The following is a 24,983-nucleotide window of genomic DNA, read 5'->3' on the forward strand; positions in this document are numbered from 1 at the left end:
CTAATTTTCCGATCAAGTCCCATTCTCAATAGTTTTCATTCTAAGGATTGGTAATAAAATCTATGGCAATTAAAGAACAACCTAAGTCACCCCGGTTTCGGATCATTGCTAATATCTTACTGGCAGTATCAGGCCTATTCCTGCTCTTAAATATATTTTTGCCTGGTTTATTTGCTTCTGGCCCGACTGGTGTTCCCTATAGTTTATTTATTCATCAAGTACAAGAAGGGGAAGTTAATCGCGTTTCTGTTGGTCAAAACCAGATTCTCTACGAACTAAAAACAGAAAATGCCGAGCCGGGCCCGGTGTTTGCAACTACACCAATTTTTGATTTAGAGTTACCCAAACTGCTAGAAGAAAAGGGAGTTGAGTTTGCTGCTACTCCTCCACCTAAAAATACTTGGTTTACAACCCTTTTAAGTTGGGTGATTCCACCACTGATTTTTATTGGGATTTGGCAATTCTTTGTGTCTCGTGGTGGCGGCGGTGGCCCCCAAGGTGCGCTTTCCATTGGTAAGAGCAAAGCTAAGGTTTACGTTGAAGGTGAATCAGCTAAAATTACCTTTGCAGATGTGGCTGGGGTAGAAGAAGCGAAAACTGAGTTAGTGGAAATTGTGGATTTCCTCAAGACTCCAGCACGATTTACCCAAATTGGCGCGAGGATTCCTAAAGGTGTGTTGTTAGTTGGCCCTCCGGGAACTGGTAAGACACTTCTAGCCAAAGCCGTAGCAGGAGAGGCTGGAGTTCCATTCTTCAGTATCTCTGGTTCCGAGTTTGTAGAATTATTTGTTGGTGTAGGATCTTCTAGAGTGCGGGATTTGTTTGAGCAAGCCAAAAAACAGGCTCCTTGTATTGTATTCATTGATGAATTAGATGCAATTGGTAAATCTCGTAGCAGTAACGGCTTCTACGGTGGTAACGATGAACGAGAACAGACCCTCAACCAGTTACTAACAGAGATGGACGGGTTTGCAGCTGGCGATGCAACGGTGATTGTCCTAGCTGCTACCAACCGCCCCGAAAGTCTTGATTCTGCATTGTTGCGTCCAGGTCGCTTTGATCGCCAAGTGTTGGTAGACCGTCCTGATTTATCTGGTCGGGAAGCAATTCTCAAAATTCACGCTCAAAAGGTAAAATTAGGAAATGATGTAGACTTAAGAGCGATCGCTACTCGTACTCCTGGTTTTGCTGGTGCAGATTTGGCAAACTTGGTAAATGAAGCTGCATTATTAGCTGCTCGTAATCTGCGTGAAAGTGTTGCTCAAGAAGACTTCGCCGAAGCAATTGAACGGGTAGTTGCCGGTTTAGAGAAAAAGAGTCGCGTCATGAACGAGACTGAGAAAAAGATTGTTGCATACCATGAAGTTGGTCACGCAATGGTCGGGGCGCTAACCACAGGAAACGGTCGCGTAGAAAAGATTTCGATTATTCCCCGTGGGATGGCTGCTTTGGGCTACACTCTGCAATTACCAACTGAAGACCGCTTTTTGATGAATGAACATGAACTGCGGGGTCAGATTGCAACTCTATTAGGTGGACGTTCCGCCGAAGAGATTGTGTTTAACAGTATTACAACAGGTGCTTCCAACGATTTGCAACGAGCAACTGACTTGGCAGAACGGATGGTAACATCTTATGGGATGAGCAAAGTCTTAGGGCCATTGGCTTACCAACAAGGACAACAATCGATGTTTTTGGGTAATGGTGGGGCTAATCCCCGGCGGGCGGTGAGTGAAGACACATCCAAAGCCATTGATAGCGAAGTCAAGGAAATCGTGGAAACAGCCCACGAACAAGCTCTAGAGATTCTTAGACAGAATCGAGACTTGCTAGAAGCGATAGCAACTCAACTATTAGAAACAGAAGTCATTGAAGGCGAAAAACTTCACGATTTGTTGAGTCAAGTTAAACCTGTGGGTAATTCGTAATTCACGCGATTCTTAGAACCCTTCTCCAAACCTCTCCCCGAAACGGAGAGAGGCTTTGATTCTTGCTCCCCTTCCCTTTAAGGGAAGGAGCTGGGGGTTAGGTTTGAAAGAAAGTTGCACACGGCGCTAATTCGTACACAGAGGGACGCAGAGGATAGCTTTGCGTCCCTACCCTGTGGGAAGGCGATTGCATAGCGTCTCGTAGAGAAGTGCATATTCGTTAAACCTCTGCGTTCCTCTGCATTTCAGAAATGGCACTTACCGCAATACAAACACCAGCTAATAAAAATGCCAATGAACTCCCAACTGCACCGATAAAAGGTGTTATTGCTTGTAACTTGGGAAAGATGACACCAAACAAACTCATGGCTAAAGCAAACCCACCAAAATACATCCCAATTCCTAATCCCGCCCATCGCTGAGGTACTAGTTCTAAAGCAAAAGGAATTGCCCCATTAACAATTAGACTAAAGCTAGCAACGATTACCGCAATTATTGGAATTTGTGCGCCCACAGATATCATTATCAATAAAGAGGGAACGATCGCACAGATCCCACAAAGCATAGCTTGACGATTACCAATTTTGACGGCGAAGATTCCAGCAGGTATGCTGGCAATTGCGATCGCTAATCCAATCCACACCATAAGCACATCAATATTATCAGTATTCAGTTGGGTTTTTAGTACTTTACCCAACACATCCATCAGAAATCGGATACCCCACGCTACACCAAAAGCAGTTACTAAAATCAAAGCCAATTTTTGTAACGGTAACTTTGCTACTTCTATTTGGTGTCTATCCACTGGTGCTTCTGGGGGATTTACTAATCGCAACACAGCGGCCGCCCCCAGCATGACGAAAGAACCGATCGCAAAAGTATAAACTGGCCCTAAGCTCAGGATAAATTTATAGCTTATCGGTCTAAAAGCCCCAATCATACCACCTGCCAAAGTGACAACACTTACTGCTAAAGGTAACTGGGCTGGTGTAGAATACATCCCCAAAAGGCACATCGCTGGAGAACGAAATATTGTCATTGCTAATGCCCAGGCTACCAATGCTATGGGTAAGAGTGATCGCATTACGGTAGTAGGCGGAATCAAACTCACAACGCATGGTATGGCAATGAACAAAGCCGATGCCAGAATCATACCTACTGAGATAAAGGGAAACCGAGTTCCTACCCAGCGTCTAGCTTGGTCTGAAAGTCCACCCATCAGAGGCTCCAACACCGCACCCAAGGCATTTTCGAGTATCACCAAGGCTACTGCAAGTGACGCGGGAAAACCAAACTGAGTCAAAAGTTGTGGCAAATATGTATTATAAATTAACCAAGTGAGAGTAATTGCTCCCTGCACCCCTGCCAACACCCAAACTTGCACCCATAAAATATTGAAATGAGATTTTGAGGTAGTCAAGTCGCTTCGCTCCAATTAAAAATTAAAAATTATTAATTAAAAATTCCAAGACGCTCTCTATGAGACGCTGCGCGTAGCTTGCTTCTCCATTCGCGTAGCGTACCGTAGGGAAGGAGTACGTCAACTCGCTAACACTGCGTCATATATTATTGTTGGCTCTGTACCAAAATTAATTAAAAATTATTCTTTTTCTTAATTTTTAACTTTTAATTTTTAATTCCAAAAAGGTCATCAGGAGATAAGGAAATGGGAGACTTAAACCGCAAACTCGCTCTGATCATGGTATAAAAAAGAGCGGAGGCGGAGCAGTATTTTTCCTGCCTCCTGCCTCCTACCTGTCTTGTTAATACTCTGGAACAGAAGGATCGATTTCTCGACTCCAAGCGGTAATTCCGCCTTTGACATTTGTCCCGACAATCCCGGCTTCCTTGAGGATAGCGAGGGCTTTTGCCGATCGCCCGCCCATCTTACAATGAGCAATTAAGCGGTGGCCGTTCAATATTTCCTTCACCTTCGCAACGCCATTGCCATTTTCAATGTCTGGTAAGGGCACTAACACCGAACCAGGAATCTTGGCAATATCGTACTCATTAGGGTTGCGGACATCTAGTAGAACAAAATCCTTTACACCGCTATCTAGTAATTCCTTCAAATCCTTAACAGTCATTTCTTGACTTTCCAACTGCTGTTTTGCCTCCTCTGCCTTAGCTTGCGGAATCCCGCAGAATTCTTCGTAGTCTACCAGTTTTTCAATCACTGGGCGAATCGGGTTAGGACGCAGTTTCAACTCCCGAAATTTCATATCTAAGGCGTTGTATAACAGCAATCGTCCACTTAGAGTGTTACCTTGTCCCAAAATGATTTTGACAGTTTCGGTTGCTTGGATTAAACCAATAATTCCTGGCAAAATACCGAGTACGCCACCTTCTGCACAAGAGGGAACCATTCCTGGTGGTGGTGGTTCTGGGAAAAGGTCACGATAATTTGGCCCACCTTGGTAGTTAAATACAGTAGCTTGCCCTTCAAAGCGTAAAATTGAACCGTAGACGTTGGGCTTATTCAACAATACGCAAGCGTCGTTAACTAGATATCTAGTGGGGAAGTTATCAGTACCATCTACGACGATATCGTAAGGTTCAAGGATTTCTAGGGCGTTTTCGGAAGTCAGGCGAGTTTCGTATAAATCAACCTGACAATAGGGGTTAATCTCGTGAATGCGGTTTTTTGCCGATTCAATCTTGGGTTTACCCACCCAAGATGTCCCGTGGATGACTTGGCGTTGCAGATTGGAAGTATCGACAATATCGAAATCGACAATCCCAATGCGTCCAATACCCGCCGCCGCCAGATATAAAAGTAGTGGTGAACCTAGTCCACCTGTACCGATACACTGTACACTGGCGGCTTTCAGGCGCTTCTGTCCTTCTAGTCCTACTTCCGGTAAAATCAGGTGTCGGGAGTAGCGTTCGTAATCGTCTTTGGTCAACTGGATTTCGTCCAGATTGGGATTGAGCATAGCAGTTATGATCTGGGAGAGCGGAATATTATCCTATCGAAAAACTGTATCTCTTATGGAGATAGGGAGTAGGGAAGATGAATTTTCTATTCGTGTTGGCGGCTAAAACCGCTACGAGTGAATGTCTTTGAACTTAGCTATTTTATATTTTCAATTGTCTCTGCTTGGAATTGATGAAGATCGTCAAGGCTCCAGCTTTGAAGTTCTCCAACTTTACCGTTTTGGACGGTAACTATTATATACGAGTATCCTTGCCAAGCATATAAGCGATCGCATTCTGAAGGGATAGCAGGATGATCTGGGTGAGAATGAAAAATGCCAATAATGTTCAGTGAGCGATTACGTGCTTCCTTTTGGGTTTTTAGCATAACTTCGGGTGCGATCGCATATTGCCGTCTTTTACTTTCTGCTGTGCGTTCCCCTGAAAACTCAGCACCCGCTTCTGTATTCCAGGCATTTTCTGTTGGCATGACTTCAACTACAATTTTGCCCTCACTAGCCAAATAGCCTAAAATTATACCGCAACACTCCTCTGGATAAATGCTTTCGGCATGGGCGCGGATAGTTTGCAAGTGTTCTGGGCTAAGTCGGATCATCTCTGCGTTGATAATTTTTTAGTTGCTAGCTAGGAATTCTTGTTTGAATACAATACCTCACTCACCGCAAGGCGGAATTAAAAATTAAAAATGAATACAGCATAAGGGTTTCGTTGATTTGGAATGATTGGTTGATTTTCACTGTGTTGTACTAGTAGTCTGTCAAGAACTAATTGACGGATAAGTAAATTTTAAATTTTTCTTCTTTCCTTCTTCCTTAGCGCTCTTTGCGTCCTTTGTGGTTCGTTCCTTTATCCATCAAAATGTATTTGACAGACTACTAGTTACTGGTTTTGTCTTGAAAAGAGCGATCGCTATCTTCAATATAAGACAAGTATTTTTTATTCATCTTTCGGGATGTTGGTGCTGCTTTGTGCATCTTCTTAGACTATCAAAATCTAAAGAATATACTTTCTAAGTACTCTTGACGAACTCTGCGATCTCTATACGATTCCCACCGGGATCACGGATGAAAAACCGCACGCATCCTGGTAGTGGTCGTTGATCGGGAATAATTTCTACCCCATACTCTTTTAGATGTTTCTCAAAGGTGTTCAAGTCATCTACTTGGAAACAAAAATGTCTTCTAGATACTTGGTTATTGGCGTTTTTCTCTCTACTAACGTGCAATTCAATGTTTCCCACCTGATACCAGGCTCCTGAATCGTTTTTGACCGCATCAGGCCTGGGAATTTCAGTCAATCCCAAAATTCTGCTGTAGAAAGATAGCATTGCATCCTCTACCTCTTGAGGATAAGTTGCCTGAATATGATGAACTGCTTTGAGCGCCATTTTCATTCTCCTGTTGGGATATCTCAGAATTTAGGGGATAGAAAAAAGTTATTCCCTATTCCCGGTAAGCTATTTCCTTCTTAAATAAGGACTTGCCTTTGGACATTGTTTGTGGAATACTACTTTATAAACTACGGTAAATCGGTAAAGTTTAAGTATTTAGTACAAAACTTACCACAAAACATTTCGTTCTCAAAGTAATTACAGGCTAATTCCTAAGATGACAAACGCAGAAATTCGCACCACTCAAGTTAAAGTTCCTAACGGGGATTTGCAAATTGATGCTTACTTAGCTGAACCTGCACAAAAGGGAACCTTCCCAGCCGTTATCGTGATTCAGGAAATTTTTGGGGTTAACATTCACATTCGAGAAGTTGCTGAGAAATTTGCCAAAGAAGGCTATGTTGCGATCGCACCGACTTTATTTCAACGCACTGCTCCCGGTTTTGAGGGTGGATACACCCCTGAAGATGTCCAGCAAGGAAGAGGGTATAAGGAACAAACAACAGCCGAGGAAATATTGAGTGATATTAAGGCTGCGATCGCCTATTTAAAAACCTTACCAAATGTGCAAGGAGATGCGATCGGCTCCATTGGTTTCTGCTTTGGTGGTCACGTAGTTTATCTAGCTGCCACTTTAGCAGATATTAAAGTTACAGCTTCCTTCTATGGTGGCGGTATTCCCAACTCAACTCCCGGCGGTGGAGAACCAACTATCACCCGCACTTCTGATATCAAAGGCCCCATTTACGCCTTCTTTGGCCTTGACGATCAGGGAATCCCCTTAGAACAAACGGAACAAATTGAGGCTGAATTGAAGAAAAATCAAATTCCCCATGCTATATTTCGCTATTCTGGTGCAGGACATGGCTTTTTCTGCAACCATCGCGCTAGCTACAATGCCGAAGCTGCTGCCGATGCTTGGAAAAACGTTCAAGAACTTTTCCAGAAGAACCTTCAGCTTCAAAAAGTTTAAATCTTTGGGTTAAGGGTAATGTAATGTTCGACGGCTTATGTGTTGTTCGCCTAACAATCTAAATTAAAAAACCTCTAAGAGATTTTACGACACAAAACCGTCCCTCTCCGATGCAAAGAGAAACTTGAACTTTAGTTCAAGTCTAGAAGAGTTTGATTGAACTTACATTAAGAGCAATACGCAGTAGAGACGAACAGATGTCATAGGTGTTCAGTCTTGTTTCAGAATGCCCAATCAATGAGGAATATTTCTAGCCTCTGGCTGGAAATGAAGTTTTAAAAGGGTTGGCATTTAAGTTGACACCAATTTACAGATGTGAGCCTACTGAACATCGGTAACTATTAGCCAAATAAAAACAAAGTATCACGTCCATGATTACCGCTTTCAAACAGCCACGAGTTAGTATTTTTCAGCGTTTTTCACTATTCCTATTACCTGGATTATTAACAATCTCAACTACCTTAATTAGTTGTTCAGTCACAACCCCAAATGCAGGGAATGAAACCACTGGTTTTAAAACTAAAACTGTCCGTATGGGATATCAAAGCTCTGGGGATCTGGTTAGACTTAAAGGATTGATAGAAAAGCGTTTACAGCCTTTAGGTGTTTCCGTCGAATGGGCACAATTTGCCGCCGGGCCGCAACTGATGGAAGCAATGAATGTAGGTAGAGTTGATATTGGTTCTGTAGGCGAAACTCCACCGATATTTGCCCAAGCTGCTGGTACATCTTTAGTATATGTTGCTAGTAATAAACCCAGCACAGGTAAAGGAAGTGGAATTATCGTCCAAAATAATTCGTCAATTCGCACTTTAGCCGATCTCAAAGGTAAAAAAGTAGTTTTCCAAAAGGGTTCTGCTTCGCATTACTTATTAATAAAAGCTTTAGAAGAGGCTGGTTTGAAATATAGTGATATTCAAGCCATTAGCCTCCCTCCTTCAGAAGCCCGTGATGCTTTTATTCAAGGAAAAATAGATGCCTGGGTAACTTGGGACCCTTATTTAGCTGTAGCACAAAAAAAGGCAAATGCTCGTGTTTTGAGAGATGCTAGCGGCATTTCTACTCAGGGCGGATATTATATGGCTGCGCGAAAATTTGCCACAGAAAACCCGAAATTAGTACGATTGGTTCTTGAAGAGATAGATAACACAGGTCAATGGGGTGAAAAGAACCGAGCAGAAGTTGTAAAGCTGACTATTCCTCATCTCAAAATTGATGAAGATATTTTAGCAACAATGATTGGAAGGCGAACTTATGGCTTAAGACCCATTACGCCAGAAATCATGGAAAATCAACAGAAAATTGCAGATTTGTTTGCCACAGAAAAAGTGATTCCTAAACCAATCAATATCAAGGAAGCGATGCTGAGTAGCGAACAATATGCAGCCATCACACCAGAAACCATTAGTCAGAAATAGTGCCAAGAACGTCTGGTAAATCAGTTTAGCAAAGTTGCTAATCCTGTTAACTGACGATTTTCCGGCTAATGGCTTCTCCAATCTCCATTAATATTTCTTCTTCTTTGGGAGTGAATTCATAAGAAACCGACTTGGCAATGCCCAAGGTTCCATACAATCTGCAATTTAGCATAAGTGGCACTGTGATGGAGCCTTTTACCTTAGTTTCTTTTGCCGAGGGTTTGGCCACCCCTTGTTTGTCAGTTTGCAGGTTGCAAATCTGTACGGGTTGCTTACGTTCGGCGGCGACACCAGCCATCCCTTTACCGATAGGAATTACCGTCATTTTAGGCAACAGAAATTCTGGAATGCTTTGGTAAGCCTTTAGGTGCAATAACTGGCTTTCCCGATCTAGGGTATGGATAGTACCTGTAGAGCAGTCGAAAGCGGTCAGGATTTCGATCAACAAACGATTCCAGTCGATGGCAGATTCCTCATCAGCCAGGGTATCAAAAATGGGTTTGATATCTGAAGTCATAAGTTTTATGGACTGTTTCCCACACAATTCCTGAATTAAATCTGCCATTTAACCTCAAGTAACGGCAAATGTCAAGCGATCATTCCATTTTGAACGTTATCTGTGCCACTGCGAACCTCATGTATGCGTTCTTCGCCGAGATTTTCCGGGAGAAATCCACCTGCTTGCATTTTCCATAACCTGTGATAAGCACCGCCAAGTGCCAGTAGTTTAGCGTGGGAACCATCTTCAATAATGCGACCTTTATCGAACACCAAAATTCGGTCTAGATGGACGATAGTAGATAGTCGATGAGCCACCACAATGACCGTTTTTCCATTCATTGCTAAGTCGAGGGTATCTTGGATCGCTTTTTCGGTAATTGAATCGAGGCTAGAGGTGGCTTCATCTAAAATCAGGATCGGCGCATCTTTGAGGATTACGCGAGCGATCGCAATCCGTTGTCTCTGCCCTCCAGATAACTTGACACCACGTTCACCCACCAGAGAATTGTAACCATCCTGACTTTGAATAATGAAATCGTGAGCATTAGCCTTTCGCGCTGCCTCGAACACTTCCTCATCGGTTGCATCTAAGCGTCCGTAACGGATATTTTCTAGCAGCGTCCGATGGAACAGAGATGGATCTTGGGGAATCAAGCTGATTTGTGCGTGTAGGGCATCCTGAGTCATGTCTCGAATATCGACCCCATCAATGATAATCTGTCCAGATTGGGGGTCGAATAAACGCAGAATTAGATTGACAAAGCTGGATTTTCCCGAACCAGAGAAACCTACCAATCCGACACGCTGTCCGGCTTGGATGGTGACAGAAAGGTTGTTAAAAACTTTCTTTTCATCCGAGTAATTGAAATTCACCCGGCGAAACTCAATCTTACCTTGGGTAATTGGGTGTGCGATCGCGCGATCGCGATCGACCAACTCGTGGGGTTGAACGATGGTAAAGACACCATTGGCAACATTGCCGATATGTTCAAAAAATTCCAGAAAGCGGCGGCTCAAATTCCGGGCTTCAATGATGATCAATAGCGACAGGCTAGTTGCGACGACGAAATCAGCAGTAGCGATCTTTCCTTGACTCCAGAGAAAGAGCGAGTAATAGAGGGTGCTGATTTTCAGAATGGCTGCCGATATGAACTGAAACCAGCGAATTCGCTCCGAATACCAATTGGACTTTCTCACCTGTTTGAGTTCGCGGCTTAATTGCTCATTCAAATAACGTCGTTCAAAACCCAAACGAGCAAACAATCGGCTACTGGTAAGATTTGTTACTGTATCTACGATGATGCCAGTTGTCTCACTTCTTGCGGCTGCGGCTTTCCGAGAGTAAATTCGGCAGCGAGTTGCCAGCCAGAACGAAATAGTGATGAAAAGAACTGCCCACACGCCCACGAGTACAGCCAGGGGAGGATAAGCGCGATACAGTAACATCGTGGCAACAATATACACAACAATTACTGCCATAAATTCAGTAATTAACATTTGCATCGTCTGAGTAACACCCAGAGAAGTTTCGCTAATCCGATGTGCTAATGCCCCGGAAAAACTGCTGCTCATATAGCGATGCGAATGGTGTTGCAAGTAGGCATATAGCGATCGCACAATATGTTGTCGGTGGATTGGATGGAGGATAGTTTGCAAGAGTCCAGCCGAACGCCCGAATATTACTTCACCCACACTCAAGGCGATGAACAGCATCAGGGGTTGCCTCATGGCATCAAAAATGGGCTGGCTGTCGCCCGTTGATTTCGTCACGCCTCGGATGATCTCACCAATGGCATAAGGCAACATAACGCCACAGGTTGCGTGTACCATCTCCAGGCTCACCATTAACACATACCACCAGCGAAACTGGTTAACGAAATACAAAATGAACCTGAATGGAGTTGATGGTAGGTTTGGTGCATCAGCAGCACGTTGAAAGGGTTTGAATTGTCTGGTCTTTTTCGTCATGAAGGTCGATCCATTAGCATCATTTTGGCTGTTCTGCAAGATAAAAATGGACGACTATATAAGCCGTCCGGTGTTATTAGGGACTTCTGGCAGCACTGTTTAAAAACTTTTGCTGTTTGGTTGTAGCTGACTTCCTTATGCGATCGCAGTCAGACCCATGTTGCCCCCTTCATTCCAAAGAGTGCAGTTCCCCCTGCCTCTGACTTGAAACTAACGAAGAGAATCTCCCCTTCGGTATTCGGAGGTTAAGTCATCTAACTTTTGTTTCAAACTGTCGTCGAGTTTGACTTCCACTGCCTTGAGGTTGTCAGCAAGTTGTTGTGGACGACTAGCGCCGATGATGGGGGCAGTGATAATGGGATTAGATAAAACCCAAGCTACTGCTAAGGTGGTGAGAGATAATCCGGCGAGATCCGCGACTGTGCGTAATTCTTCGACAGTATTGAATTCGCGATCGTGCCAGTAGCGTTCTTGATAACGTTCTGCGGCAGCACCTAGTGTAAAACGTGTACCAGAGGTGGGGCCTTGAGCGAGAATATGTTTCCCGGTGAGCAGACCACCCGCCAAGGGATTGTAGGAAATTACACCCAGCCCTTCTTCTTTGGCTAGGGGCAATAGTTCTCGTTCAATTTCGCGGAACAACAGGTTGTAGCGGGGCTGAATTGAGATAAATCTGGTTAAATTGCGTGTTTCGGCGCGACCCAAGGCACGGGCAAGTCGGTAAGCTAAGAAGTTGGAAACCCCAATGTAGCGAACTTTGCCAGCACGAACTACTGTGTCCAGCGCTTCCAGGGTTTCATCGAGAGGGGTGGAAGCATCGTCGGAGTGCAATTGGTACAAGTCGATATAATCAGTTCCCAAACGTCGTAGGGAAGCATCGATCGCATCTAAAATATGTTTGCGCGAAGCCCCCTGATCCCAAGGTGCAGGGCCAACCCGACCAACGCACTTGGTAGCTAAGATAAAATGTTCGCGTTTGCCTTTGAGCCAGCGCCCAACGATTTCTTCGGTACGCCCAGCAGTGGCAAGCCCCCCGCCAAGTGGATAAACATCAGCTGTATCCAAAAAATTGATTCCGCCATCGGCTGCCGTGTCGAGGATATCTCTAGAAGTTTCTTCGTCAGTCTGCAATCCAAAGGTCATGGTGCCGAGACAAAGGCGGGAAACAGTTAATCCAGTTTTTCCAAGATTGGTGGTTGGTAAGGTCACGTCGCTTCGCTCCGAATTCAAAATTTAAAATTAATAATTCCCATACTTCTCTACGAGAGACTGCGCCCTAAACGTAGCTATGCCGCAGGCGTTACGGGTACGCTCAGTAACCATAAATAAATTTAGGGGCTTGTATCTTTTTCTTTGTCGGTCATGGGGATTGAGAAAAATCTTCTTTTGTATCTCAGTCCCCAGTTCGTGGGCGCTGACTTTTGGGGGTTTTGTGCCTCAGACAACTACAGCAGTGTTGCGACGGCTCAGGGAAACTAGCCACTGTTGCAACTTCGGATCGCTGTATACCTCATCTGCAATAAAATGATCGCCTTCTGGCAACACTGTCAAATCGACTTTTCCGCCGACTTTGCGTAAGCGCTCAACAAAATGCTCTGTATCCTCAATTGGCAGATTTTTGTCTTGTCCACCTTGGAATATCTGAACGGGAATATCTTTGAGTGCAGCTAGTTCGCTTTCTGCTAATGTCTTGGGTACACGTCCAGATACAGGTATTAGACCTGCGAAGCGATCAGGATGTAAAGCAGCAATATGCCAGATTCCAGCCGAGCCTAAACTGAACCCAGCTAATATCACCCGCGCTGGATCGATAGGTTGGGAAGCGATCAGTTCATCAAGCAAAGCAAGCACATCATCTGCTCGATCTGCCCAAGTCTGTTCAGCCGGAATCTGGGGTGCGGCGAAGACATAAGGTAATGAGTCGGATAAATCTACGAAACGAGGTAGACCCCATTTCAGCAGAACATTCAGATCCGTCCCGCGATCGCGTCCTCCGTGCAGAAACAGTACTAAAGGTGCAGGTTGCTTGGCATTGTCAGAAACAGGCGAGAAAAGATAAGGCAAGGAACTATTGTGAGAGCGTTGTTCAACAGACATGGTTGTGACTCCTAATTTATTTGGGTTTTGGGCATGGGGCATTGATTATTTCTCCTCATCTACCCGCACGCCCTCATCTCGGCTTTTACGCCACCACGAGGTTCTTGTCCACTTGTTTAAATTCGGTGTTACCTACTTTGGATTCGATCGCAGTACCCTTGAAGAATTCGGGGTTAGCTTGGGTGTAAAACTTGTAGGGATTAGCGAATACATAAGATTTAAAGTCGGCTTCGGAAATAACGCCTTCTTGAACCAAATCCCAGCTTTCAGCCAAGGGGGAAGTCAGGTCTGGTACATCCCAGTGACCAACATCGGAGGAATAGATGGCGTTAATTTTGACTCCCAAGGGATTTGCTTTGTCGTTGAATGCCGAAGCGATGGTGCGATCGTCGGACTCGGAACCAAAGAAGAAACTATTCACCCAGCGATCGCGGATGTCTTCAATTGTTTCAATCCCTGCTGCGGCAAAATCATCCAATTCGCTACCAATGGGCGCACGGCTATGACGGCTAAATGAAGCTCCTAGTACAGTCTTGGTCAATTCGTCTTTATCGAGGGAATGCCCTTGAGCAACTTCTGCACCGTATTGCTTAAATATCTCAAATAGCTCATCGGCATTTGTCAACGCTGGATTGTAGTTTTCCAGTGCCTTGATATTGCGCTTGGAGAACCGATCTACCAAATGGATGTAGACACGGGCACCCCAATCTGCGCCACCTTCTAGCATTGCTACACGCAACTGTGGAAAACGCTTAGTAACACCACCGAAGAACAACGCCTTCGCAAAAGCTTCCGAACCATCGGCGAAGTGACCGATATGGTTGTTCATGTAGTTACTGATGGAAGAGCGTCCAGTCCAACCCTGACTGCCGTAATGGGTGGTAACGGGTACGCCCAATTCCACGACTTTAGCCCAGAATGGATCGTAGTCGTATTCACTATCTAATCCGTAGAAGTCGATATAAGAAGCATACTTGGCGATTTCAGGGAATTTATCGGCTGGATATTTATCAGCGATCGCTTTAATCGGCCGTTTCACCCCGCCAGTGATATTAATCACTTTTAAACCAAGTGTTTTTACTGCAAACTCTAACTCCTCAATGCCTTCTTGAGGATTAGTTAGGGGGATGCCAGCGACCGGTGTCAGGCGATCGCTATATTTCCGGTAAATATCAGCATGATAGTGATTGACTGCACGTTGCAGTGCTTGACGATTCTCTGCACTGGCTCCAGCTGGTGCTAGGACATTATTCGGAAACAGCACCGAATAGTCCGATCCTTGCTCTGCCTGACGCTCATAGAGCAATCCGGGAAGAGTGTAAGTAGCTAAATCCAGCGTGTTTTTGGTAACTCTAGCCCACCAAGGCGATCGGATTGTCCGGTTGTACTGACGTTCTTCAGGGGTTTGTTGATACCAGTCTTTACCGTTGCTCTTGGAGTTGAGACGGGAGGCTTCGGTTTTACGTAACTCGTCTACGAGTTTCACACCGCCGTACTTGGCGATGTAATCTTCAAAAGCTGGGGTGAAATCATTGGTGTGAACGTCGGTGTCGATTACCGGATAATCAAGGGTTGCTCTGATTGCTGCGGAGCGTGAGGTCTTTAATCGGCTATATTCAGTCATGTTTTTTCCTTACCTACGACACAAAAAATTACAGGTTTTTCCTAGCATCCAATGCTGCTATTGACGATTTTCTGTAGAGACGGCGATTTCTCGCGTCTTTAACTACGATTTCAAGTTCTGTAGGGCGGCGATCTACAGAATGTGCAGTTTAAAAGGTATGACTTAAGCACAGTGCAGATATTAAAAATCATTTACGCCAACGCAAGGCTCTTATCTACTTGTTTTACAGCAAAACGATTGACTGGACGACGCAACCCTAAATTTTCACGCAAGGTACTACCCTCGTATTCGGTACGGAACAATCCCCGTTTTTGCAAGATGGGAACGACTAGGTTAACGAATTCATCTAATCCTGTGGGGAGAATTGGCGGCATGATATTAAAGCCGTCTGCTGCACCGTTGTTGAACCATTCTTCTAGCTGGTCGGCAATGGTTTCTGGTGTACCAAGTATGGTGCGATGTCCTCGTGCGGTGGCAAGAGAGAGATATAACTGACGCAGTGTGAGAGTGTTACGAGTCGCCAAATCTCTGACTAGTTTGAGACGACTTTTGTTAGTGTTGGTGTCGCTGGGTAGTTCGGGAGCTACATCATCTAAAGAATATTTCGACAGATCCACACCTTTGTAATAGTTCTTTAAAATCCCCCAAGCGACATCGGGATGAATTAGCGATTGCAGGAATTCGTACTTCTCTTGAGCTTCTGCTTCGGTACGGCCAATGATTGGGAAGGCTCCGGGCATAATTTTTAGATCATCTGGCGATCGCCCATATTGTGCTAATCTCCCTTTGACATCAGCATAAAATTCTTGGGCATCAGCTAAGGTTTGATTGGCGGTGAAAATCACCTCGGCGGTACGTGCAGCTAAATCCCGTCCCGATTCCGAGGCTCCAGCCTGAACAATCACGGGGTAGCCTTGAGGCGGACGACCGACGTTTAAAGGGCCTTGGACAGAAAAATATTTGCCCTTATGGTTGAGTGTATGCAGTTTGTCTGGGTCGAAATAGACACCAGATTCTTTGTTGCGGATGAAAGCATCATCTTCCCAGCTATCCCACAGTCCTTTCACCACTTCCACAAATTCTTCGGCGCGTTCATAACGCTGGCTATGTTCTGGGTGATGCTCAAGTCCAAAATTACGAGCGGCGTTCTCATTGCCTGTAGTAACTACATTCCACCCTGCGCGGCCGTTACTCAAGTAGTCCAACGAGGCAAACTTCCGGGCCAAGGTGTAGGGTTCTTCATAAGTAGTCGAGGCGGTGGAAATGAAGCCGATGTTTTTGGTGACAGACGACAAGGCCGAGAAAAGAGTGACCGGCTCGAAATGGGCGATTTTACCGTTCCGATACTGACTTTCTGGAGAGCCACCCCAGACTCCTGGGCTATCTGCCAAGAAAACTGCATCAAACAAGCCGCGTTCAGCAGTCTGGGTAATTTCCTTGTAATGCTCGAAATTCAATCCAGCATCTGCTCGTGCATCGGGGTGTCGCCAAGAGGAGACATGATGACCGGTGGCTTGAACGAATGCACCTAAACGAAACTTGCGTGTACTCATAAGTTTTTTTCTTTTTTATAGTTTGATTGCTGATTTGCGTATAGTTAATGGCTTTTGATGTAACCTCAGCGTGCGATCGCAAGGCTTTTTCCTAACTGTTTGTCAAACCCTCATCGCTACATGGCAAATGTCTGATGAGTAAACAACAGTATGTTTGCTTTCAACTACTGACATCCAGCAAAAAAAGACTCCGATGGCAGATTACTTAAATCCTTTCCATACAAAGTTTTGGCTAGCATTTACTACTAACTCAATACTGAAATGTAATAATTGAATGCTTTCAAAGCAACTAAATTTACGCTTCAGTTGCTCTACATGGAATCAAATAACCAAACTGAAAGTCAGGTTAATATCACAGCAATAGGGTTACTTTTGCTTGGCGCTCGAATTACCATAAATTTATGTAGCAATCTTACTCCGCAGATAGAGTTTACACGATTGCATACAAAAAAATATGTACTGACCAACACAATATCATGAAATACTAATTATTAGATTACCTAATATTAAGTATTGCAAAGTGATTGTCCGCGATCGCCTCCGACGGGCGGGTACACCATCGCAGCAAACTTAAATGCAATTGTTATTTTTATCACATATTTTTACGTAGTACGCAACGTTAATACTTCTCAGATAAGACCAAAATACTTGTAGAGACGGCGACTTATCGTGTCTCAAAACATAATTCCTATGAAAGATTAAAAACCCGGCTTCTCTATCAAAACCGGGTTTTTAAGTAATTTTTAATTTATTTTTGAACAGTACAACAGGGCAATAAAGGCTTGTTTACAACTTCTTTAATCTCTACCGAATTCAACAAATCTTCCCAATATTTCTGAACTTCAGGATCGTTAGGACGCTGGCGGCGTAAATTAGCTAAAGTTCTGAGAGAATCTTCCCAAAATCCAGCAGTTGCAAATAGAACTGCACGATCCAAGTCTGTGTTTGGTTGGTTTAGCTCAAGAGTAAGGTTTTCATCTTGCGATCGCACTATTGTACCTTCTACATAAGAGTCTTTATCGCGGTTGTTGGTATCACAAATCATTGAAAAAGTCCAACTATACTCTTTACCGATTTGTAGAGGTGTGCGATCGGCAGGTACATTTACACTAACAATACCATTCTGCCCAACAGGTTTGAAAGTTCCTTTATACAATGGGTCGGAGCTATCATCATCCCGCAAAACAAATTCTAGTGCTTGCACTGTTGTAGAGGTTTGAGGAACATAGAAAAATAATGTGGGATGCTCTGCTGTGGTTCGTTGAGCTTCCTTATCTGTTGGTGTCAGGGGAATGATATTTTGTCCAGTTTGAAAGCAACTTCCTCGTGTTCCTGCTGACCTTACTCTACCAGGTTTACCTGGGACAAAGGCAATACGATTTCTACCACGCTGAATGTAACCTGTAACATTTCGAATTGCAGCAGTAGCATACCTATCTCCAGGACGTAGCCGTTCTGCTTGCTGAAAATAACCTAAAGCTTTTCGATAGTTTCTCCGTCTAGTTTCGTTATAGCCAAGTTGCATATATTGCGTGTAAGCAGATTTGGCTTGTGCCAATTGATAAACCGACTCGGTTGCCAAAACCTGAGTAGTAATCATAGGTTCTAAGGAGAGAAATGCTAGAGCCGCAAGCAAATAGCTTGCCCAAAATCTATGTTTCATAATGTCCATTTCCACTTGTAGTACATTGCTTGGGTCTATATAATACAATACCCTAAGCTTGACAGTGGTAAGACTTTATGTACCAGTTTGTGGAAATGCTGACGTAGCCTTCTGACTTTTTTTAGGGACGGATAATTTATTTCTTAGAAATCTCTTAGTAAGTGGGTCAAATTAAATATAAAACCTCACCCCGCCTCCGGCTTCCTTCTCCTTACTAAGGAGAGGGATTGAGGGTGAAGTTTAATCTTATATTTAATTACGCCTACCTACTTACAAGAAGATTCCCGATTTGTTTAAAAAAGTCGGGAATCTGAGCCTTTGGATTTTCACTAGAACAGCAGGCGTAAATTCGGCTACCATCTCAAAACTAGACAATGGATAAAATCCCATTATTCCAAGTAGGCAAACTTCTCCCTCAGTGTAGGGAGTTTCAACTATTCCCTAATGAGGTACAGCCAATTGTGCATCGGCTACTTGGGCATTATCAGCAACAATTTGGCGGAATGAATCGCCTTCAATTGTTTCCTCTTCTATTAACAAATCTACTAAACGCTCCAAAACTATGCGGTTTTCTTCCAACAGTTCTTTTGACCTGATGTAAGAACTGTTGACAATTTCGCGCACCTGTGAATCAATTTTGGCGGCAATTTCTTCAGAATAGTCTGATTTATTCATCCAGTCGCGTCCTAAAAATACCTCTCCACTCTGATTTTCCAGAGACAATGGGCCTAATTCTGACATCCCGAAGCGTGTCACCATCTGCCGCGCCATCCCTGTCACCTGTTGCAAGTCATTGCTTGCACCTGTAGTAACTTCTGGCTTACCAAAAACGATTTCCTCGGCGGCGCGACCACCCAAAGTTGCAGTAATCCGGGATTTGAGTTGGGAGCGGGAAACTAACCCCTGTTCTTCGTTAGGAGTAAACCAAGTTAATCCGAGTGCTTGTCCCCGTGGAATTAATGTAACTTTCTGTACAGGGTCATGGTCTTTGAGCAATGTGCCTACTAAAGCGTGTCCAACTTCATGATAAGCAATCAAGCGCTTGCTCTTGCTGTCTACTAATGCAGTACCTTCCATACCTGCAACGACTCTATCCACAGCAGCATCAATTTCTAAAATGGTAACAGCTTCTTTGCGTCTCCTAGCAGTGAGAATAGCGGCTTCGTTGAGTAAGTTGGCTAAGTCTGCGCCGGTAAATCCAGGAGTGCGGCGAGCGATCGCTTCTAATGATACGCTAGGATCGATTTTCTTATTCCGGGCGTGGACTTTCAAAATTTCCAGCCGTCCTTTGAGATCCGGTGCATCCACCATCACTTGTCTATCAAAGCGTCCTGGTCTGAGCAACGCTGCATCTAGGACATCTGGGCGGTTAGTGGCAGCAATAATAATGATACCTGTGTTACCTTCAAAACCATCCATTTCGGTGAGCAGTTGGTTGAGGGTTTGTTCGCGCTCATCATTACCGCCACCAATACCAGTACCCCGTTGTCTACCTACTGCGTCAATTTCATCGATAAATATTAGACATGGAGCATTTTCTTTGGCTTTCTTGAAGAGGTCACGCACGCGAGATGCACCCACACCAACGAACATTTCCACGAATTCCGAACCTGAAATACTGAAGAATGGGACACCTGCTTCACCTGCGATCGCTTTTGCTAGTAAAGTTTTACCAGTACCAGGGGGGCCAATTAACAGCACTCCTTTGGGAATGCGTGCGCCTACAGCCGTAAATCTTTCTGGCTGTTTCAAGAAAGTAACAACTTCTTCGAGGTCTTCTTTAGCTTCTTCAACCCCGGCGACATCTTCAAATTTCACTCCAGTTTTCGCCTCCATTTGGAAACGAGCTTTGGATTTGCCGAAATTCATCGCTTGGCTAGAAGCATTAGTAGAGCGCCGGAGGAACAATAGCATTAAAGCTACCAGTGGCAAAATCCACATAAGATTAATCAACAGTCCAACAGCAGCCCGACTATTAGCTGAGGAAACCTCGCCGAACTCAACATTCTTATCTTTGAGTATGTTAATTAACTCTGTGTTTTGCGCTAAAAGTCTCACCTGTTGCGGTGGTGTATTCTCCTTTTGCCCTTTGAGATAAACCCTTGCTAGCTGTTCGGTTTCGTCAAGCTCTACTTTTTGGACTTCTCCCGCCTTCGCTTTCTTGAGCAAATCACCATAGTTTAAAGAGGTACTAGAAGTACTCTCTGCTTTTTGTGCCAAGACGGGGGTACTCCCGAAAATTCCTGGTAACATAATCAAGCTAGCCGCAATCGCACCAACCCAAGCAACGCGCTTTGATGACTGTCTTTTTACCAATGCTTTTTTTCCCAAATTTGTCATAATAATTACCCTTTGTCTGCTGGCACAAGTTGAGCTATGGTTTTATGCCTATTCTTCTACCAAAAATTGTAATAACTGGAAATTACACTCTTATCTAGTCTAACTTCCAGATAAGGGACTGGGGATTAGGGATTGAGGATTTGAAAATAGAGGCAAAAAGTTAGAAGTTCTTTCGTTTGCTCATTACCCAATCCCCAGTACCCAGTCCCCAATCACCTTGATATCAATTTGACACATTCCGACACAAATCGCTAAGATCAACATAGTCATAACGATTCCGCTTTTTAAGAAATTTGGTGATAGTAGCTAGTTAATAGTTTGTAGGTTAATTATGGTGAGAATTGTTGGTATTGGTGGTAGTTTAAGACCAAACTCGTATACGCAGGTTGCTTTGCAAGTAGCAGTGCAAAGGGTCGAAGCTCTTGGTGCAGAGGTAGAAATTCTTGATTTAAGACAGTTGCAGTTACCATTTTGCACTGGCGCAAAGGAGTATCCAGAGTACCCAGATGTTAAACGGTTGCAAGATACTGTCAGTCAGTCAGATGGATTAATTTTAGCGACACCTGAATATCATGGTGGGGTTAGTGGTGTCCTGAAAAATGCTCTAGATTTGATGAGCTTTGAGCAACTGTCTGATAAAGTGACAGGACTAATCAGTGTATTGGGCGGTCAGTCAAATAGTAACGCCCTAAATGACCTACGATTAATAGTCAGATGGGTGCATGGTTGGGTAATTCCAGAACAAATTGCGATCGGGCAAGCTTGGGGTGCATTCAGTCCTGAAGGCAAGCTAGTAGATGAAAAGCTTTCTCAAAGATTTGATGAATTTGCTCAGAGTTTAGTTGATAATACTCGCAAGCTGCGAGGCGTAAATTAGTTGTAGGGTGGGCAAAGCTAGACCCACCCTCATAAACTTCAAAACTTAATGATGATGGTGGTGGTGATGGCGATCGCCAGCGAGTTGGGGATTAACTGCCAAAGGTTGCTCTGACAACAACTCTGCAATATGATCGTTAGCCCATTGGGCCACCATTGCCAAAAATTCTGGGCGATCGTTAACGCAAGCCATTTGCACGTAGTTTGTACCAGGATGCTGTTTCTCTAAAGCATGGATGATATGGTGTACATCCAATAGAGTTTCGTGGTTTTCTGTGGCAAAGCCAATTGGCATAAAAATTACCACTTTTGCACCCAACTGAATCAGGTTATTTGCTGCTTGTTCGGCGTTTGGCTGTGTCCAATCAATTAAGGGCGTGTCATGATTGAGCCAACCCACTGAGATTAACGGATAGCGGTTAATTAACTTATCCCGAACTAAATCGTACATTGCTTCACTTTCAGCAATCCCAGAAGTAAAGCCTTTAGCTTTATGGGGACAGCCGTGATTCATTAACACAATACCGATTTGAGAAGGTAGATAAGCGCCTGCTAACTCAGCAATTTTCTCTTCAACCAAATGAGCCATTAAATCGATGTAAGCTGGTTCGTTGAAGAAAGAAGGAATGTAGCGTTGTGCTTTAACCCAGTGTTCCTCACCATCAGTCAACTCAACGAGAGCATTGTTAACTTGCTCGATCGCAATCCCACTGGTAAAGATAGAATCAACAACTAGCAACGGGTAGATTAGAAGTTTATCGAAGCCTTGATTTTTGATTTCTGCCAAGACTTGATTGGGTAGAAAAGGGGCACAAAAGTTAAAAGCTTTGAAAACTTGAACCTTATCACCCCATTTTTCTTGTAAATTCTTCTCAATCCCAGCCCGCTGCTGTTCAAAGATGGCATTGTGTGGGGAGATAAAATCATGATGTGTGTGTCCCCACTCATGGCGGTCAAATAGCGCCAAAAGCTTTGCTAGAGGCGGATAAATCCAGGTTGGGACTGGTGCGAATTTTGCTGTCAGTAGATTTAAAGCCTGTTCGTTATAGTTGGCGAAATCTTCGTAGCTTTCGACTTCGCCGTAGCCCATAAGCAGTACGGCTACACGGTCTTTACCTGATAGATGCTCGTGGGTGTGTTGTACTTTTTCCGGCGTGGCAACCACAATTAGTTCCTCAATATAACCAGAGTGCAGAGAAATATAAAGTTAGGGAATAGCTTACACATGTCCCTTCCTTACTTGTAACTTATTATCCCATCCAGGGGGATAGGATAGGTGGGGAAATCAAGATAATACATCAAAAGACATACAAAACTTACGTGGAGCATTGGGCATCCCTTCCCTGTGGGACGCTACGCGACTTTTCATGATCATAAAAGCTGCTGGTACGATATATATCCAAGTCAATACTGCGTAGGTTTTCAACTGTATGTTGAGTTGAACAAAGTGAAACCCAACAAAACCACGGAAATGCTGGGTTAAGGAACGAAACCCAACCTAGGAAATTTAAGCTTTTGAGCAAAACCTACGCAGTATTAATATCCGAGTTATCAGCACAAAGATTTATCTTCCGATACCCAATCCCAATAAACAGATGAGTATAATTATTTGCCCTGGAATTCATGAACCAGAGTTAACTGAAAGCTTTAGAGTAGGATTGTTAGATTTAGTTTCTAATGGCGCGATCGCACATAATCCCCCAAATATACTGGTTTATCCGGGTAAAGATGTTTTGGTTTTATCAGCATTTCATATTTTGCAGTTTTTGCGCGTTAGCGTAGCTCACCGCAGGTATGGCTTGACCGACTCTTTAAAATCACCAATTATATTTATTAGCTTTAGTGCTGGCGTAGTCGGGGCAATAGGGGCAGCACATTTGTGGCAACTCTTGGGTGGAAGTGTCAAAGCTTTTATTGCTATAGATGGATGGGGAGTACCACTACAGGGTAATTTTCCGATTCATCGGATGAGTCATGATTATTTCACGCATTGGAGTTCCTGTTTGCTAGGTTGTGGGCAAAATAACTTTTATGCACAACCAGCAGTTGATCATTTGTCTATGTGGCGATGTCTAACGGAAAGCCCCTCTGAATCTACCTCCCAAGCTGTACAAGGCTGCTGGGTAGATTCATCCATTGAAATTTCTCCACCCAAAGGTCGTCTGACAGCAGGTGAGTTTTTGCTTATGCTGTTAAAGCGCTATGAAGCAAATTAGTCCGGACAATAGAATTATGAGTTAGGAGTTAGGAGTTAGGAATGGGGAAGGGAAAAAGTTACAGGTGATAGCGTACAGGGGACAGTCAAGAAAAACTATACCCCATAGCCCATGCCCCATAGCTCATACCCAATGCCCAATGCCCCATCCCCCATGTCCCATCTACCCAAAGAAAGAAAGTATCTAAATGTTTCCAACTGAACCAGCTGCTGTTAATAACGGGTTTGGCGCACTGCTAAAAAACCGTGGTTTTATGCTTCTGTGGATTGGGCAACTGGTGTCCCAGTTAGCAGATAAAGTTTTCTTCGTTCTGATGATTGCTCTGTTGGAGAACTACTCACCGCTTCCTGGGTTGGCACGAAACTCGATGTATTCAACCTTGATGCTGTCCTTTACAATACCAGCAATTTTGTTCGGTTCTGCTGGTGGTATCTTTGTTGACCGCTTGCCAAAAAAGCTAATTATGGTTGGCTCAGACATTGTGCGGGGAATATTAACCCTGTGTCTTCCTTTGTTACCACGACAGTTTCTGATTCTGTTAATCCTGACTTTTGCTATCTCCACAGTGACGCAGTTTTTTGCACCAGCCGAGCAAGCAGCCATTCCCCTGTTGGTGAAGCGAGAGAATTTGTTAGCAGCCAATGCGCTGTTTAGCAGCACGATGATGGGAGCTTTAATTGTTGGCTTTGCTATAGGAGAGCCGATTTTGAGTTTAGCGAAAAGCTTAATGGGAGAAGAATACGGACAAGAGCTTATAGTTGGTGGATTATACATATTATCGGCTGCAATCATGCAGCCAATTAAGTTTAAAGAACACAAACCCCAACAGGAACATCGAGCATCAAATCACCCTTGGACTGAATTCACAGAAAGCCTGCGCTATCTCAAGAAAAATCCTTTGATATTGAATGCCATGCTGCAACTGACAACCTTATATTGTGTGTTTGCAGCCTTAACGGTGCTGACAATTCAATTAGCTGAGGAGTTTGGTTTAAAAGAAAAACAATTTGGCTTTTTCTTAGCAGCAGCAGGGGTGGGTATGGTATTTGGCGCGGCGATTTTAGGTCACTGGGGTGATAAATTGCATCAAAAGCCCTTACCTTTAATTGGTTTTTTGATGATGGCATTGGTTTTAGGCGTGTTCACTTTTACGCACAACTTATTACTAGCGCTAGGACTCTGTGCAGTTTTGGGTGTAGGTGCTGCCCTAATTGGTGTACCTATGCAAACTTTAATTCAACAGCAAACACCATCTACCATGCACGGTAAAGTATTTGGCTTTCAAAATCATGCCGTCAACATCGCTCTGGCGTTACCCCTGGCAATTACTGGGCCATTAACTGATGCTCTGGGCTTGCGAACTGTGCTTGTAGCAATGAGTGTTGTTGTCGTAGTTGTTGGTGTTTGGGCTTGGCAAAATACCCGCAAAGTCTTGCAAGACGTACTTTAATTAATGTAGGCTAATAATCTAGATTTATATTTAATATAAAAATTAATCA

General features: G+C 43.9%; 19 protein-coding genes. 6 read left to right on the forward strand and 13 right to left on the reverse strand.

Annotated features, from left to right (window positions below; genetic code table 11):
* Window positions 1-62: 62 nt before the first annotated feature.
* Window positions 63-1,928, forward strand: a complete 1,866-nt coding sequence (gene ftsH4 / locus FBB35_RS20525; RefSeq protein WP_174711176.1) for an ATP-dependent zinc metalloprotease FtsH — start codon at window positions 63-65, stop codon at window positions 1,926-1,928.
* Window positions 1,929-2,148: 220 nt separating this feature from the next.
* Here the strand turns inward: ftsH4 and FBB35_RS20530 are convergent, their stop codons facing one another.
* The 4 genes from FBB35_RS20530 to FBB35_RS20545 form a co-directional block, all read right to left on the reverse strand.
* Window positions 2,149-3,348, reverse strand: coding sequence for an MFS transporter (locus FBB35_RS20530; RefSeq protein ID WP_174711177.1), 1,200 nt, complete (start codon window positions 3,346-3,348; stop codon window positions 2,149-2,151).
* A 343-nt stretch (window positions 3,349-3,691) separates the two neighbouring features.
* Window positions 3,692-4,864: a molybdopterin-synthase adenylyltransferase MoeB gene (moeB, locus tag FBB35_RS20535; RefSeq protein WP_174711178.1), complete on the reverse strand. Its 1,173-nt coding sequence runs from the start codon at window positions 4,862-4,864 to the stop codon at window positions 3,692-3,694.
* Window positions 4,865-5,001: 137 nt separating this feature from the next.
* Window positions 5,002-5,460 carry a Mov34/MPN/PAD-1 family protein gene (locus FBB35_RS20540; protein ID WP_174711179.1) on the reverse strand — a complete coding sequence of 153 codons (459 nt, stop codon included), beginning with the start codon at window positions 5,458-5,460 and terminating at the stop codon, window positions 5,002-5,004.
* Window positions 5,461-5,874: 414 nt separating this feature from the next.
* On the reverse strand, window positions 5,875-6,252 hold the full coding sequence (locus FBB35_RS20545; RefSeq protein WP_174711180.1) for a VOC family protein: 378 nt from the start codon (window positions 6,250-6,252) through the stop codon (window positions 5,875-5,877).
* A gap of 220 nt (window positions 6,253-6,472) precedes the next feature.
* Here FBB35_RS20545 and FBB35_RS20550 point away from each other — a divergent pair, with 220 nt between their 5' ends.
* Both FBB35_RS20550 and FBB35_RS20555 read left to right on the forward strand, forming a co-directional pair.
* On the forward strand, window positions 6,473-7,228 hold the full coding sequence (locus FBB35_RS20550) for a dienelactone hydrolase family protein (RefSeq protein WP_174711181.1): 756 nt from the start codon (window positions 6,473-6,475) through the stop codon (window positions 7,226-7,228).
* Between the two features lie 371 nt (window positions 7,229-7,599).
* Complete coding sequence (locus tag FBB35_RS20555) at window positions 7,600-8,646, forward strand: sulfonate ABC transporter substrate-binding protein (protein WP_174711182.1); 1,047 nt, start codon at window positions 7,600-7,602, stop codon at window positions 8,644-8,646.
* A gap of 46 nt (window positions 8,647-8,692) precedes the next feature.
* On the opposite strand, the gene FBB35_RS20560 is transcribed toward FBB35_RS20555, so the two are convergent.
* The 8 genes from FBB35_RS20560 to ftsH form a co-directional block, all read right to left on the reverse strand.
* Complete coding sequence (locus FBB35_RS20560) at window positions 8,693-9,163, reverse strand: GAF domain-containing protein (protein ID WP_174711183.1); 471 nt, start codon at window positions 9,161-9,163, stop codon at window positions 8,693-8,695.
* Between the two features lie 71 nt (window positions 9,164-9,234).
* Complete coding sequence (locus FBB35_RS20565; RefSeq protein ID WP_174711184.1) at window positions 9,235-11,115, reverse strand: ABC transporter ATP-binding protein; 1,881 nt, start codon at window positions 11,113-11,115, stop codon at window positions 9,235-9,237.
* A gap of 210 nt (window positions 11,116-11,325) precedes the next feature.
* Window positions 11,326-12,324 carry an aldo/keto reductase gene (locus FBB35_RS20570; protein WP_174711185.1) on the reverse strand — a complete coding sequence of 333 codons (999 nt, stop codon included), beginning with the start codon at window positions 12,322-12,324 and terminating at the stop codon, window positions 11,326-11,328.
* A 228-nt stretch (window positions 12,325-12,552) separates the two neighbouring features.
* On the reverse strand, window positions 12,553-13,254 hold the full coding sequence (locus tag FBB35_RS20575) for a dienelactone hydrolase family protein (protein ID WP_254625636.1): 702 nt from the start codon (window positions 13,252-13,254) through the stop codon (window positions 12,553-12,555).
* 43 nt (window positions 13,255-13,297) lie between these two features.
* A complete protein-coding gene (locus tag FBB35_RS20580) occupies window positions 13,298-14,836 on the reverse strand; it encodes an amidohydrolase family protein (RefSeq protein WP_174711186.1) in 1,539 nt (512 codons plus the stop codon).
* Window positions 14,837-15,027: 191 nt separating this feature from the next.
* The gene (locus FBB35_RS20585) at window positions 15,028-16,389 is read right to left on the reverse strand and encodes an LLM class flavin-dependent oxidoreductase (RefSeq protein WP_174711187.1); all 1,362 of its coding nucleotides are present in this window, start codon (window positions 16,387-16,389) and stop codon (window positions 15,028-15,030) included.
* A 748-nt stretch (window positions 16,390-17,137) separates the two neighbouring features.
* Window positions 17,138-18,052, reverse strand: a complete 915-nt coding sequence (locus tag FBB35_RS20590) for a DUF928 domain-containing protein (RefSeq protein ID WP_254625637.1) — start codon at window positions 18,050-18,052, stop codon at window positions 17,138-17,140.
* Between the two features lie 441 nt (window positions 18,053-18,493).
* Window positions 18,494-20,392 carry an ATP-dependent zinc metalloprotease FtsH gene (ftsH, locus tag FBB35_RS20595; protein ID WP_174711189.1) on the reverse strand — a complete coding sequence of 633 codons (1,899 nt, stop codon included), beginning with the start codon at window positions 20,390-20,392 and terminating at the stop codon, window positions 18,494-18,496.
* A 331-nt stretch (window positions 20,393-20,723) separates the two neighbouring features.
* Between ftsH and FBB35_RS20600 the strand changes: the two genes are divergently transcribed.
* Complete coding sequence (locus FBB35_RS20600; protein WP_174711190.1) at window positions 20,724-21,269, forward strand: NADPH-dependent FMN reductase; 546 nt, start codon at window positions 20,724-20,726, stop codon at window positions 21,267-21,269.
* 45 nt (window positions 21,270-21,314) lie between these two features.
* On the opposite strand, the gene FBB35_RS20605 is transcribed toward FBB35_RS20600, so the two are convergent.
* Window positions 21,315-22,433 (reverse strand): ferrochelatase, encoded by a 1,119-nt coding sequence (locus FBB35_RS20605; protein WP_174711191.1) that lies wholly within the window; start codon window positions 22,431-22,433, stop codon window positions 21,315-21,317.
* Between the two features lie 430 nt (window positions 22,434-22,863).
* On the opposite strand from FBB35_RS20605, the gene FBB35_RS20610 reads away from it, so the two are divergent.
* Both FBB35_RS20610 and FBB35_RS20615 read left to right on the forward strand, forming a co-directional pair.
* A complete protein-coding gene (locus FBB35_RS20610; protein ID WP_174711192.1) occupies window positions 22,864-23,484 on the forward strand; it encodes a hypothetical protein in 621 nt (206 codons plus the stop codon).
* 187 nt (window positions 23,485-23,671) lie between these two features.
* Window positions 23,672-24,934 carry an MFS transporter gene (locus FBB35_RS20615; RefSeq protein ID WP_174711193.1) on the forward strand — a complete coding sequence of 421 codons (1,263 nt, stop codon included), beginning with the start codon at window positions 23,672-23,674 and terminating at the stop codon, window positions 24,932-24,934.
* Window positions 24,935-24,983: the final 49 nt, after the last annotated feature.

Origin of the sequence: Nostoc sp. TCL240-02, assembly GCF_013343235.1 — a bacterium.
Taxonomy (GTDB): Bacteria; Cyanobacteriota; Cyanobacteriia; order Cyanobacteriales; family Nostocaceae; genus Nostoc.

What these genes read in the sequence shown, in the direction of transcription:
- ftsH4 (WP_174711176.1), top strand. Translation starts at nt 63, where the DNA reads ATGGCAATTAAAGAACAACCTAAGTCACCCCGGTTTCGGATCATTGCT.
- moeB (WP_174711178.1), bottom strand. Translation starts at nt 4,864, where the DNA reads ATGCTCAATCCCAATCTGGACGAAATCCAGTTGACCAAAGACGATTAC.
- FBB35_RS20540 (WP_174711179.1), bottom strand. Translation starts at nt 5,460, where the DNA reads ATGATCCGACTTAGCCCAGAACACTTGCAAACTATCCGCGCCCATGCC.
- FBB35_RS20545 (WP_174711180.1), bottom strand. Translation starts at nt 6,252, where the DNA reads ATGGCGCTCAAAGCAGTTCATCATATTCAGGCAACTTATCCTCAAGAG.
- FBB35_RS20550 (WP_174711181.1), top strand. Translation starts at nt 6,473, where the DNA reads ATGACAAACGCAGAAATTCGCACCACTCAAGTTAAAGTTCCTAACGGG.
- FBB35_RS20555 (WP_174711182.1), top strand. Translation starts at nt 7,600, where the DNA reads ATGATTACCGCTTTCAAACAGCCACGAGTTAGTATTTTTCAGCGTTTT.
- FBB35_RS20560 (WP_174711183.1), bottom strand. Translation starts at nt 9,163, where the DNA reads ATGACTTCAGATATCAAACCCATTTTTGATACCCTGGCTGATGAGGAA.
- FBB35_RS20565 (WP_174711184.1), bottom strand. Translation starts at nt 11,115, where the DNA reads ATGACGAAAAAGACCAGACAATTCAAACCCTTTCAACGTGCTGCTGAT.
- FBB35_RS20575 (WP_254625636.1), bottom strand. Translation starts at nt 13,254, where the DNA reads ATGCCCCATGCCCAAAACCCAAATAAATTAGGAGTCACAACCATGTCT.
- FBB35_RS20580 (WP_174711186.1), bottom strand. Translation starts at nt 14,836, where the DNA reads ATGACTGAATATAGCCGATTAAAGACCTCACGCTCCGCAGCAATCAGA.
- FBB35_RS20585 (WP_174711187.1), bottom strand. Translation starts at nt 16,389, where the DNA reads ATGAGTACACGCAAGTTTCGTTTAGGTGCATTCGTTCAAGCCACCGGT.
- FBB35_RS20590 (WP_254625637.1), bottom strand. Translation starts at nt 18,052, where the DNA reads ATGAAACATAGATTTTGGGCAAGCTATTTGCTTGCGGCTCTAGCATTT.
- ftsH (WP_174711189.1), bottom strand. Translation starts at nt 20,392, where the DNA reads ATGACAAATTTGGGAAAAAAAGCATTGGTAAAAAGACAGTCATCAAAG.
- FBB35_RS20600 (WP_174711190.1), top strand. Translation starts at nt 20,724, where the DNA reads ATGGTGAGAATTGTTGGTATTGGTGGTAGTTTAAGACCAAACTCGTAT.
- FBB35_RS20610 (WP_174711192.1), top strand. Translation starts at nt 22,864, where the DNA reads ATGAGTATAATTATTTGCCCTGGAATTCATGAACCAGAGTTAACTGAA.
- FBB35_RS20615 (WP_174711193.1), top strand. Translation starts at nt 23,672, where the DNA reads ATGTTTCCAACTGAACCAGCTGCTGTTAATAACGGGTTTGGCGCACTG.